Genomic DNA, 11,631 nt, shown 5'->3' on the forward strand with positions numbered 1-11,631 from the left:
TGTTGGGTTCGTTGCAGAGTGGTTGTATGTGCATTTTTTGAACACTCAAGATGTGTTTTGTACGAACACAGTTGGATCTGACTCTTATACACAAGTAGCGTCCTGAACGGAACCTTTCCCGTTTTCCAGGATCTGATCTTCCATGTGACCTCCTAACATGGTAACGTTCATGATAACTTCTGCTCTTCATCGTGCGGCCGACTGGGCTAAATCTGTGTTCTCTTCGGCGGCGCTGGGTGATCCTCGCCGTACTGCCCGCTTGGTTAACGTCGCCGCCCAATTGGCAAAATATTCTGGTAAATCAATAACCATCTCATCAGAGGGTAGTGAAGCCATGCAGGAAGGCGCTTACCGATTTATCCGCAATCCCAACGTTTCTGCCGAGGCGATCAGAAAGGCTGGCGCCATGCAAACAGTCAAGTTGGCTCAGGAGTTTCCCGAACTGCTGGCCATTGAGGACACCACCTCTTTGAGTTATCGCCACCAGGTAAGTATTCACCGGAACAGTATTGACACAGGAAAAATGAGACGATCGTCTCTTGATCCCACTTTCCTGCTTGCTTGATCCTGCTCCTTAGATACGCTCCCCCCATGAGCAAAAACACCATGCATTCCGCGGGAATGCCCACCACTCTGGAGCAGGCCAACGAGCTGATTTATAAGCTCCTCGACCGCATCGCCGAGCTGGAGGACCGCCTCAATCAGCACAGCGGCAACTCCTCCAAGCCGCCTTCCAGCGACGGCCCCGGTGCACCGCCGCCGGCCCGCAAGCGTCCGGCGTCCGGCAAGCAACGGGGGGCGCAGCCCGGTCACAAGGGACATCGCCGCGAGCGGCATCCGCTTGATGCCCGCCTGACCCTGGTCCCGCATTACCCTGCCGCCGATTGCGCTTGCTGTGGCGGGGACATGGTGGCCCATGCCAAACCCTATCAGGTTCATCAGGTGTTCGAGCTGCCCGAGGTGAGCTATCTCGTCACCGAACACCAACTGTATCGTGCGACCTGCTCACGGTGTATCGGCACGACCCAGGCCGCACTGCCAGACAACGTCAGCAGCAGCCAGATGGGGGCCAATCTGCTCAGCTACATCGCGCTGCAAAGCGGCCAGTTTCACCAGAGCGTCAGCCAGATACAGCAGCAGCTCAAACAGCATTTCGGCCTGAGTTTTAGCCGGGGCGCCATCAGTGAGGCGCAGGGGCGGGTGAGTGCCATGCTCACCCCGACCTACCAGGCCATCAAGCAGCAGGTGCAGACGGCCACCCACGTTCATGCCGATGAGACCCGGCATCAGCGGGGTGGAGAGCGCCGCTGGATGTGGCTGGCGCTGAGCAAGATAGCCGTCTGCTTCATGACGGCCTATGGCCGTGGTCAGGAGGCGGCCAAGCGGCTGCTGGGCGCCGAGTTTGACGGGGTGCTGGTGACCGACCAGTACGCCGGCTACCGGTTTATCGACGCCGACCAGCGGCAACTGTGCTGGGCCCACGTGGCCCGCAATCTCGTGGCCATCGCCGAGAGTAGCGAGCAGTGCAACCAGCCCATCGGTGCCCGGTTGGTCTTGCTGGCGGATGCGGTGTTTCGTACCCGGCACCGTTGGGAAAGCGGTGCGTTGAGCAAGCAGAAATACCTGCGCAGGCTCGCGCGTTACCGGCAAAGCTGGCGAAGCCAGTTGGAGCGCGGCGCCCTGTTGTGCAGCAAACGCTACCGTGGACGATGCCAGTTGCTGCTGCGGGATGACGAGATGCTGTGGCGGTTTATGACTGACGACGAAATAGCGCTGACCAACAACGAGGCGGAGCGGGCGCTGCGTGGCTATGTGCTCTGGCGCAAGGGTAGCTACGGCGTGTGGTCTCACCGGGGCGAGCTGTTTCGCCAGCGCATCCTGTCGTTGGTGGAGACCGGCAAGCGATTGGGCCGCTGCCCACAGGAGTGGTTGAGGGCCGTGGTCAGGGCGTGCATCGAGAAGACAGATTATCCCATCCCGGCAGAACTGATGCCGTCAACCCCGTCCTGGTGAATAGATACCCACCAGGTCGCCGAAGAGCTTGGCAAGCTGGGCTCTATTCAGGATAAATCCCGCGGATGGTGGGTTCACTCCGTTCTCTTGCTCGAGGCCACCACATTCCGCACCGTAGGATTACTGCATCAGGAGTGGTGGATGCGCCCGGATGACCCTGCCGATGCGGATGAAAAGGAGAGTGGCAAATGGCTGGCAGCGGCCGCAACTAGCCGGTTACGCATGGGCAGCATGATGAGCAACGTGATTGCGGTCTGTGACCGCGAAGCCGATATTCATGCTTATCTGCAGGACAAACTGGCGCATAACGAGCGCTTCGTGGTGCGCTCCAAGCACCCACGCAAGGACGTAGAGTCTGGGTTGTATCTGTACGACCATCTGAAGAACCAACCGGAGTTGGGTGGCTATCAGATCAGCATTCCGCAAAAGGGCGTGGTGGATAAACGCGGTAAACGTAAAAATCGACCAGCCCGCAAGGCGAGCTTGAGCCTGCGCAGTGGGCGCATCACGCTAAAACAGGGGAATATCACGCTCAACGCGGTGCTGGCCGAGGAGATTAACCCGCCCAAGGGTGAGACCCCGTTGAAATGGTTGTTGCTGACCAGCGAACCGGTCGAGTCGCTAGCCCAAGCCTTGCGCGTCATCGACATTTATACCCATCGCTGGCGGATCGAGGAGTTCCATAAGGCATGGAAAACCGGAGCAGGAGCCGAGAGGCAACGCATGGAGGAGCCGGATAATCTGGAGCGGATGGTCTCGATCCTCTCGTTTGTTGCGGTCAGGCTGTTACAGCTCAGAGAAAGCTTCACGCTGCCGCAAGCACTCAGGGCGCAAGGGCTGCTAAAGGAAGCGGAACACGTAGAAAGCCAGTCCGCAGAAACGGTGCTGACCCCGGATGAATGTCAGCTACTGGGCTATCTGGACAAGGGAAAACGCAAGCGCAAAGAGAAAGCAGGTAGCTTGCAGTGGGCTTACATGGCGATAGCTAGACTGGGCGGTTTTATGGACAGCAAGCGAACCGGAATTGCCAGCTGGGGCGCCCTCTGGGAAGGTTGGGAAGCCCTGCAAAGTAAACTGGATGGCTTTCTTGCCGCCAAGGATCTGATGGCGCAGGGGATCAAGATCTGATCAAGAGACAGGCCCTGACGCAGGGCGCTCATCGCCTTCGGGGCCTGGCGAAAGGCATCGGCATGGGAGGATGGTGTGACAAGCAGTAGCAGGAGTCCCCAGCTCCAGGTGCAGAGTCTCTGCATGATGGATACCTCGTCTTTCGTATCCGCAAGATATAGGTGCGATATGGGGGGGTTGCCAGCCAGGAGATGGAACATCTGGTTATGTGTTCGGCCATCAGAGATGAAAACGGTATGGAACTTTTGGCAGAGAAGGAAAAGACTCTGGCGACGAACGCCAGGTGGCTGCACTTCGCGATCCTCTTCTCCATGGCACAATTCAAATTGATAGATTTATTATTTTTGTGGCAATAGACTGCCGATCTTGCTGCCTAACGCCTTGTATTTGCATGATGTTAGTCAGCTTGTCGATAAAATAGAAATGGGGGGCGCAATCGAACCGATTGCATCCTTCGTCATGATTGGGAAGCGCATATGGTTGATTCAATCGAGGTCTCTGTCGTGGTGCCCGCCAAGGATGAGCGGGACAATCTGGCCCCCCTCATCGGCGAGATCGATGCCGCGTTGGCGGGGAAATACAGCTACGAGCTGATCTATGTGGACGATGGCAGCGAGGATGACAGCTACGCCCTGCTCTGCGGTCTGAAGGCGCAATTCCCCGCGCTGCAGGTGGTGCGTCATGCGAGGGCCGTCGGCCAGAGCATGGCGGTACTGAGTGGCGTGCGCCACGGCCGCGGTGACTGGCTGGTGGTGCTGGATGGCGATGGTCAGAACGATCCGGCCGACATTCCCGCCATGCTGGAGGAGGCCAGGCGTCGCTTCGCCTCGGACAAGCACCAGGTCGGGCTCATCGGCCATCGCGTCAATCGGCGCGATGACTGGGTGAAGCGCCTCTCGTCCAAACTCGCGAACGGTTTTCGCGATCTGCTGCTGCGGGATGGCATCCCGGATACCGGCTGCGGCCTCAAGGTGGTGCGCCGTGACTGGTATCTGCGCCTGCCCGGCTTCAACCATATGCACCGCTACATCCCGGCCCTGATCCAGGCCCAGGGTGGCCGCATGTCCCCCTGGCCGGTCAACCACAGACCCAGGCAGGCGGGTGTCTCCAAATATGGCGTCTGGAACCGGCTCTGGGTCGGGTTGGTGGACGTGGTCGGCGTCTGGTGGTTGCAGCGCCGCTCCAAGGTGGTCGAGATCAGGGAGACATTGGAGTGATCGATGCCCTGCTTTCGATGCCGTCGATCTGGCTGGACCGGGATGAGCTTGCCCTGCATGTCGGCGGGTTGCACCTGGGAGGATGGCGATGATCGATGCCCTGCTCTCCATGGAGCTGACCTGGTTCGACTGGACTGGCCTGCATGTGACGGGCTGGAAGATCATCGGCTACACAGGGGCGCTGATGTTCGGCGGCCGCTGGCTGGTGCAGTTCGTCGCCTCCAAGCGCGCCGGCAAGCCGGTGATCCCGCGCCTGTTCTGGTACATGAGCGTGCTCGGCAGCCTGATGACCCTGAGCTACTTCGTCTTCTCGCCCAAACAGGACTCGGTCGGCGTGTTGCAGAACCTCTTCCCCACCTTTACCGCGCTCTACAGCCTCTATCTGGATATCCAGCACAGAGGCTGGAAGCGGGACAAGGTCGTCAACGACTATGAGGCTCGTCATGGTAAATGACCGTTTCCTGCTCAATCAAAGATCTCTCGGCTGGCTGCTGCTGATCGCGTTGGTGGTGCTGGGGGCCGGCCTCGGGCTGCGGGATCCCTGGCCCGCCGACGAGCCGCGCTTCGCCCTGATCGCCAAGGAGATGGTGGAGAGCGGGCAATGGCTCTTCCCCATGCGCGGTGGCGAGATCTACCCGGACAAACCCCCCATGTTTATGTGGGGGATAGCACTGGGGTATCTGCTGACCGGTTCCATCAAGGTGGCGTTTCTGCTGCCCTCCCTGCTGGCGGGTCTGCTGACCATCACGCTGGTGTGGGACATGGGCCGCCGCCTGTGGAACCCCTCGGTGGGCTTCCTGGCAGGGCTGTTGCTGCTGTTTACCCTCCAGTTCACCCTGCAGGCCAAGACGGCGCAGATCGATGCGCTGGTCACCTTCTTCATCACCCTCGGCGTCTACGGCTTCGTCCGCTTCCTGCTCTGCGGTGGCGGCTGGCGCTGGTACTGGCTCGGCTGGTTCGCCGCCGGGCTTGGCATCATCACCAAGGGGGTGGGGCTGCTGGCCTTGCTAATCCTGATCCCTGCGATCTGGACCCACCGCGAGAAGATCCGTGCCGCCTCCAGGAGCGACTGGCTCAAGGGGCTGGCGGGGCCGCTGTTCATGCTGCTGGCCATCGGCCTGTGGCTGGTGCCCATGTTGCTCGCCGTGGCCCAGAGCGGCGATCCCGTGCTGCAGGCCTACCGGGACAACATACTGCTGCGCCAGACGGTGACCCGCTATGCCAACGCCTGGCATCACGTCAAACCGTTCTGGTACTACCTCACCTCGGTGATCCCGCCGTTCTGGCTGCCGGTCTCCCTGCTGCTGCCCTGGCTGGTGGTGGCGTGGCGCAAGGCCATCCTGGGGCAGGACAAGCGCATCATCCTGCTGCTCGGCTACCTGGTGCTGGTGATCGTCTTCTTCTCGGTGTCGCCGGGCAAGCGCGGCGTCTATGTCACGCCGGGCACGCCGGCGCTGGCCCTGCTGACGGCTCCCTTCGTCGCCGAGCTGCTGGCGCGGGTCTGGCCCGCGCGCCTGCTGGGCGGGCTCGGCTGGCTGCTGGGGATCATCTGTTTGGGCGGGGCGGGGGCGCTGGCATTCAGCGCCAAGCTGGCGAGCAAGCTGGGGGATCTGGGCCCGGCGCCCTGGCTGCCCCTGCTGGCGATGGGGGCGGCGTTGCTGCTGCTCAACGCCTTGCTGCGCCGGGCACCGCTCACAGCCATCTTCTGCTCGCTGGCGGTGGGCTGGCTGATCTACTCCAGCTGGATCTGCGTGAAGCTCAACGACATGCGCACCCCGGAGGGGGTGATGGCGCTGGCGGCGCAGCAGGTGCCTGTGGGCGACGAGCTGTTGCTGGCCGGCTTCAAGGAGCAGCACCTGCTGTTCGCTCTACAACCCGTGCGCCATTATCCTTACCTGCTGGGGGACGGGGAGCAGGCCCGGGAGGCGGCGGCCTGGGTGGCGGCCGGGCCCAGGCGCCATGTGCTGGGCTCGGCCGACATCATGACGGTGTGTTTCGATGCGGTGCGGATGACGAACCTCGGCAACCGTCATCGCACCGACTGGCTGCTGGCTGGCGCGGATGCCCTCAAGCCGGAGTGCCGCGGTCTCAGTCCACAGATAGAGCCCTTCAGCTATACCCCCGGGCCCTGAGCCCGGACAGCAGACGGATAAGTCGGATAAACAGAGGGGCTGCCATTGGCAGCCCCTCTTCATCGTCAGATCTCTCGGCGCGGTCAGACTTGGTAATACGCCTTGTACCAAGCGACGAAGCTCTCTACCCCTTCTTGCAGCGCCATCTTGGGTTTATAACCGGTCGCCTCGAACAGCGCCTCGGTGTCGGCCCAGGTGGCGAGCACGTCGCCGGGCTGCATGGGCAGCAGGTTGCGGATCGCCGGCTTGCCGAGCGCAGTCTCGATGGCCTCCACGAAGTCCAGCAGCCGCACCGGGCTGCCGTTGCCGATGTTGAAGAGGCGGTAGGGGGCCGGGCTGGTATCGGTCTGCCCCTGCCAGTTCGGGTCGCCGACCGGCGGCCGGTCCGCGATGCGCACTATGCCCTCCACTATGTCGTCGATATGGGTGAAGTCCCGACTGAGCTGGCCCTGATTGTAGATATCGATGGGCTCCCCCTTGAGGATGGCGCGCACGAACTTGAACAGCGCCATGTCGGGCCGACCCCAGGGGCCGTAGACGGTGAAGAAGCGCAGACCCGTGGTGGGCAGGCCGTAGAGGTGGGAGTAGGAGTGGGCCATCAGCTCGTTAGCCTTCTTGCTCGCCGCGTAGAGGGAGACAGGGTGATCCACCCCGTCCGAGGTCTTGAACGGCATCTGCTCGTTCAGGCCGTACACCGAGCTCGAGGAGGCGTAGACCAGATGCTTGACCCCGTGATGGTGGCATCCCTCCAACACAGTGAGAGTGCCGGTGAGGTTGCTGTCGGCGTAGGCGAAGGGGTTGTCGAGGGAATAGCGCACCCCGGCCTGAGCACCCAGGTGGATCACCCGCTCGAACCGCTCGCGCGCGAACAGCTCGGCCATGGCGACCCGATCGGCGAGATCCAAGCGCTCGAAGCGAAAGCCGGGCAGGGGGCTGAGCCGTGCGAGGCGTGCCTCCTTCAGGCTCACCTCGTAGTAGTCGTTGAGATTGTCGATGCCGACCACCTGATGACCGTCGTGGCAGAGCCTCTGCGCCACATGGAAGCCGATGAATCCGGCGGCACCGGTGACCAGATATTTCATTGCCGTTGCTCCTTGTGCAGTCCGGTGGCCAGACTGTCGCCCCGGCCGATGGCGTAGTAGGTAAAGCCGCGCTGGTGCAGGCGGGCCGGATCATAGAGGTTGCGACCGTCGATGATGACGGCCTGTTTCAAGGTACGCTGTATCAGCTCGAAGTCCGGGGCGCGGAACTGCTGCCATTCGGTGCAGATGAGCAGGGCGTCGGCTCCCTTGAGGGCCGCTTCCTGAGTACCGCACAGAGTCAGATCGTCCCGCAGGCCATAGAGACGCTGGGCCTCGGTCATTGCCTCGGGATCGAACGCCTGCACCTTGCCGCCAGCGGCCCAGATCGCCTCCATCAGCACCCGGCTCGGTGCCTCGCGCATGTCGTCGGTGTTGGGCTTGAAGGCCAGGCCCCAGAGGGCGAAGGTCCGTCCCGTCAGATCGCTGCCGAAGTGCTGCTGCAGGCGGGCCATGAGCTTGTGCTTCTGGCCGTCGTTGACCCGTTCCACCGCATGCAGCAGGGGGGCATCGCAGCCTGCCTCGCTGGCAGTGTGGATCAGCGCCTTGACGTCCTTGGGGAAGCAGGAGCCGCCATAGCCGCAGCCGGGATAGATGAAGTGGTGGCCGATGCGCGGGTCGGCGCCTATGCCCTTGCGTACTTCTTCGATGTCGGCGCCGAGCTTCTCCGCCAGGGTGGCCATCTCGTTCATGAAGGAGATCTTGGTGGCCAGCATGGCGTTGGCGGCATACTTGGTCAGCTCGGCGCTGCGGGCGTCCATCTGGATGATGCGATCCCGATTGCGGTTGAAGGGGGCATAGAGCTCCTCAAGCAGAGACATGGCGTGGGCCGAGCCGGTGCCGATGATGATGCGATCCGGCCGCAGGCAGTCGGCCACCGCGGCCCCCTCCTTGAGAAACTCCGGGTTGGAGACCACCTCGAGGGGGAGGTCGACCCCGCGCTCTGCAAGGATGGCGGCGATATGCTGGTGCACCCGGTTGGCGGTGCCGACCGGCACTGTGCTCTTGTTGATCACCACCTTGCCGCTCTGCATCAGTCGACCTATGGTACCGGCCACCGCCAGCACGTGCTTGAGATCGGCTGAGCCATCTTCATCCGGCGGGGTGCCGACCGCGATGAAGATGAGTTCGGCAAAACCCACCCCCTCGGCCACATCCGTGGTGAACAGCAGACGGCCTGCCTGGTGGTTGGTCTGTACCAGGGGGGCGAGGCCGGGCTCGAAGATGGGGATGATACCCGCTCTCAGCCGCTCGACTTTGGCTGCGTCCACATCCACACAGGTCACCCTGTGGCCCATCTCGGCCAGTACGGCGGCCTGAACCAGTCCCACATAACCTATTCCGAATACGCTGACTCTCATCTGCTGTCGCTCCGCAGCCAGTGGCAAGGGGGTCATTTTAGAACGATTCTGACTCGCTGACAGCGAGATACCCTGGGTTTTTCAGGTTATCTTCAGGCTGGGAGGGGAGAGGGGATGACATATTTTGGTGCAAGGGTTGTAACGCGGCGCTGACGCGCACCATTTCGGCGCATTCGGTCCCGTACTTGTGATCCGGGTCACTCAAAATGGACACTGTGACCATAACGAAGTCCCGACTCACGGGGCTCGCGCCCGTCATCGGGCCTCAGACACTCTTTTCACTTCGCTACTGGACATAAGGTTATGGACAACACCCCCCGTTCGGCCCATCCGCTCTATGAGGATGTGCTCGCCCTGCTGACCGCGGCAGGCTTCGTTTCCCTCGGCATCTTCCTGTTTCATCAGGTCGGTCTGCTCACCGGCGGCACCGCCGGATTGGCGCTGCTGTTGCAGCAGGTCACAGGCCTGAGCTTCGGCCTGCTGTTCTTCACCATGAACCTGCCGTTCTACGCCCTGGCCTGGCTCAGGATGGGGCCGCGCTTCACCCTCAATACCTTCGCCGCCGTGGCCACCGTCTCCTTCATGACGGATCACCTCAACGCCGTGCTGCAGATAGGCAAGATAGAGCCCGTCTATGCGGCCCTGATCGGTGGCACCCTGATCGGCATGGGGCTGCTCATCATGTTTCGCCACAAGGCGAGCCTGGGGGGCTTCAACATCCTGGCGCTGTTTATTCAGGACAAGTTCGGCGTCCGTGCTGGCAAGCTGCAAATGGGGCTTGATTGCGCCATCGTCATCGCCTCCTTCTTCGTGGTCTCCCCCTGGCTGCTGGCGCTCTCCGTGGTCGCGGCCATCATCTGTAACCTGGTGTTGACACTCAATCACAAGCCGGGCCGCTACCAGATAGCCTGAGTCACCCGTCACTTTGCAAACAAACAGAGCGCCCGAGGGCGCTCTGTTTGTTTGTTAATCTCATCAATATGCCGGCCAGTCACACCACCATGGGCTGCCCCGTCTCGGGGTGGTGAATGACTTGGGCGGGGTAGTCGTGAAGAGGGAGGGCGATGCGCCTGGCATCACACCACCATGGGCTGCCCCGTCTCGGGGTGGTGAATGACTTGGGCGGGATAGTCGTGGATAGGAAGGACGATGCGCCCGGCATCACACCACCATGGGCTGCCCCGTCTCGGGGTGGTGGATGACCTGGGCGGGATAATCGTAGAGACGGGCGATGAGCGCCGGCGTGAGCACCTCGCTCGGGGAGCCGTCCGCCATCAGGCGCCCTTGCTCCAGCATCACCAGCCGATCGGCGTAGCGCGCCGCCAGGTTGAGGTCGTGCAGCACCACCAGCACGGCGGTATTGCGGGTGGCCAGGGCGCGGGCCATGGTGAGCAGCTGGTGCTGGTACTTGAGATCGAGGGCCGAGGTGGGCTCGTCGAGCAGCAGCAGCCGCGGCTGCTCGGGATCGGGCAGCCGTCCCGGCGACGGCTCCTGCCAGATCTGGGCCAGTACCCGGGCGAACTGCACCCGCTGGCGCTCCCCGCCGGAGAGGCCGGGGTAGAGGCGACCCGCCAGGTGCTCGACCCCGGCATGGGTCATGGCGGCCCGCACTATCTGGTCGCGGCGGCTGGCGGGCTCGCTGTGGGGCAGCCGCCCCATGGCCACCACCTCCTCGCACAGGAAGGGGAAGCTCAAGGACGAGCTCTGGGGCAGCACCCCGACCCTGTGGGCCAGGGCGTCGCCGGCCCAGCCCTGCCGCTCGCGGCCGAACAGGGAAATGCTGCCTTCATAGGCCAGCTCGCCGGTCAGGCACTTGAGCAGCGAGCTCTTGCCCGCCCCGTTCGGGCCGAGCAGGGCAGTCAGGCTGCCCCCATGCAGGTCGAGATCCAGGTTGTCCAGGATGAGGCGATTGCCCCGGGTGAGGTTGAGCCCGCGGCAAGCGAGCAGGGGGGATCCGGGCAAGGTGGCGTTCTCCTGTTACAGCGTCCGGCGACTCTTGATCAAGAGCCAGCAGTTGGATATGGGCGATTAACAATTGATTGGCGCAATTGAGAGTTGGCATGGGTGAGTACGAATCGCTCAATTTGTGCTCGCTTTATGGTTTTTTTGCTCAAAAAATGCTCACAAACTTGCCCTGGAATTGGGGCCGTAGTTTGTCTCCTTTTAACCTACACCATGGTCTCGTCATAATGCGAGCTCATTCAATCAGACGTTAGAAGGATTTCACATGACGCTAGAGACAGTAGATCGCATCATTAGGATGACTGAGCTCACAAAGATGATTAGCCTCGCTAGATCAACAATTTATGACAAGCTGAACGCCAGGTCTTCCCGGCATGATCCCAGCTTTCCCAAGGCGATAAAACTTGGCAAGTCAGCGATCGGCTGGCGTCAGAGCGAGGTCAATCAATGGATCGCAACCAGGTCACAAAGTAGTCAAACAATGGAGGTCAAAAATGAATCAACACAGAGCCATTGAAGCTGTCATTGAGCGGTTAGATCAGTCCCTTTGGGATACACTGGATGTCGTCGCCTATAAAACAAAGGCCCCGAGATTTATGATCTTGACTCAAATGTTGTCTGTAATGGCTATCGCATCGCAGCAGTTGGTAGATATTAGCCCAAAAAGTGAGATGAAAATACCGGCATCACTTTACACTCTAATTCTAGCTGCTTCTGGCGAGAGAAAAAGCACGGTCGA

General features: G+C 61.5%; 10 protein-coding genes and 2 pseudogenes. 9 read left to right on the plus strand and 3 right to left on the minus strand.

Annotation, left to right across the window (positions count from 1 at the left end):
* Positions 1–169 precede the first annotated feature (169 nt).
* The 6 genes and pseudogenes from OKC41_RS20700 to OKC41_RS20725 all read left to right on the plus strand — a co-directional run.
* Positions 170–493 (plus strand): annotated as a pseudogene (locus tag OKC41_RS20700) (transposase DNA-binding-containing protein); the annotation flags it as partial.
* Between the two features lie 98 nt (positions 494–591).
* Positions 592–2,013 (plus strand): IS66-like element ISKpn15 family transposase, encoded by a 1,422-nt coding sequence (locus tag OKC41_RS20705; protein WP_032495448.1) that lies wholly within the window; start codon positions 592–594, stop codon positions 2,011–2,013.
* Between the two features lie 9 nt (positions 2,014–2,022).
* Positions 2,023–3,141 (plus strand): annotated as a pseudogene (locus OKC41_RS20710) (IS4-like element IS50R family transposase); the annotation flags it as partial.
* Positions 3,142–3,617: 476 nt separating this feature from the next.
* Positions 3,618–4,358, plus strand: a complete 741-nt coding sequence (locus OKC41_RS20715; protein ID WP_005329116.1) for a glycosyltransferase family 2 protein — start codon at positions 3,618–3,620, stop codon at positions 4,356–4,358.
* Between the two features lie 88 nt (positions 4,359–4,446).
* Positions 4,447–4,812, plus strand: a complete 366-nt coding sequence (locus tag OKC41_RS20720) for a lipid-A-disaccharide synthase N-terminal domain-containing protein (RefSeq protein WP_041206328.1) — start codon at positions 4,447–4,449, stop codon at positions 4,810–4,812.
* On the plus strand, positions 4,802–6,490 hold the full coding sequence (locus OKC41_RS20725) for a glycosyltransferase family 39 protein (RefSeq protein WP_041206327.1): 1,689 nt from the start codon (positions 4,802–4,804) through the stop codon (positions 6,488–6,490). The genes OKC41_RS20720 and OKC41_RS20725 overlap by 11 nt, the downstream gene beginning before the upstream one ends.
* Positions 6,491–6,573: 83 nt before the next feature.
* Here OKC41_RS20725 and OKC41_RS20730 read toward each other — a convergent pair whose 3' ends face one another.
* Entirely contained in the window at positions 6,574–7,572 is a 999-nt protein-coding gene (locus OKC41_RS20730) for an NAD-dependent epimerase (RefSeq protein WP_005329119.1), read from the minus strand.
* The gene (locus tag OKC41_RS20735; protein WP_041206324.1) at positions 7,569–8,930 is read right to left on the minus strand and encodes a UDP-glucose/GDP-mannose dehydrogenase family protein; all 1,362 of its coding nucleotides are present in this window, start codon (positions 8,928–8,930) and stop codon (positions 7,569–7,571) included. The genes OKC41_RS20730 and OKC41_RS20735 overlap by 4 nt, the downstream gene beginning before the upstream one ends.
* Before the next feature lie 303 nt (positions 8,931–9,233).
* Here OKC41_RS20735 and OKC41_RS20740 point away from each other — a divergent pair, with 303 nt between their 5' ends.
* A complete protein-coding gene (locus OKC41_RS20740) occupies positions 9,234–9,842 on the plus strand; it encodes a YitT family protein (RefSeq protein ID WP_005329125.1) in 609 nt (202 codons plus the stop codon).
* 249 nt (positions 9,843–10,091) lie between these two features.
* Here the strand turns inward: OKC41_RS20740 and OKC41_RS20745 are convergent, their stop codons facing one another.
* The gene (locus OKC41_RS20745; protein ID WP_041206322.1) at positions 10,092–10,892 is read right to left on the minus strand and encodes a heme ABC transporter ATP-binding protein; all 801 of its coding nucleotides are present in this window, start codon (positions 10,890–10,892) and stop codon (positions 10,092–10,094) included.
* Between the two features lie 265 nt (positions 10,893–11,157).
* On the opposite strand from OKC41_RS20745, the gene OKC41_RS20750 reads away from it, so the two are divergent.
* Both OKC41_RS20750 and OKC41_RS20755 read left to right on the plus strand, forming a co-directional pair.
* The gene (locus OKC41_RS20750) at positions 11,158–11,409 is read left to right on the plus strand and encodes an AlpA family transcriptional regulator (RefSeq protein ID WP_099994259.1); all 252 of its coding nucleotides are present in this window, start codon (positions 11,158–11,160) and stop codon (positions 11,407–11,409) included.
* Positions 11,387–11,631 (plus strand): DUF3987 domain-containing protein (locus OKC41_RS20755; RefSeq protein ID WP_270672336.1); only part of this gene is annotated, 245 nt, incomplete at its 3' end. The genes OKC41_RS20750 and OKC41_RS20755, both read left to right, overlap by 23 nt.

This window comes from Aeromonas sp. QDB17 (assembly GCF_027705305.1).
In the GTDB taxonomy this organism is placed as follows: domain Bacteria; phylum Pseudomonadota; class Gammaproteobacteria; order Enterobacterales; family Aeromonadaceae; genus Aeromonas; species Aeromonas caviae.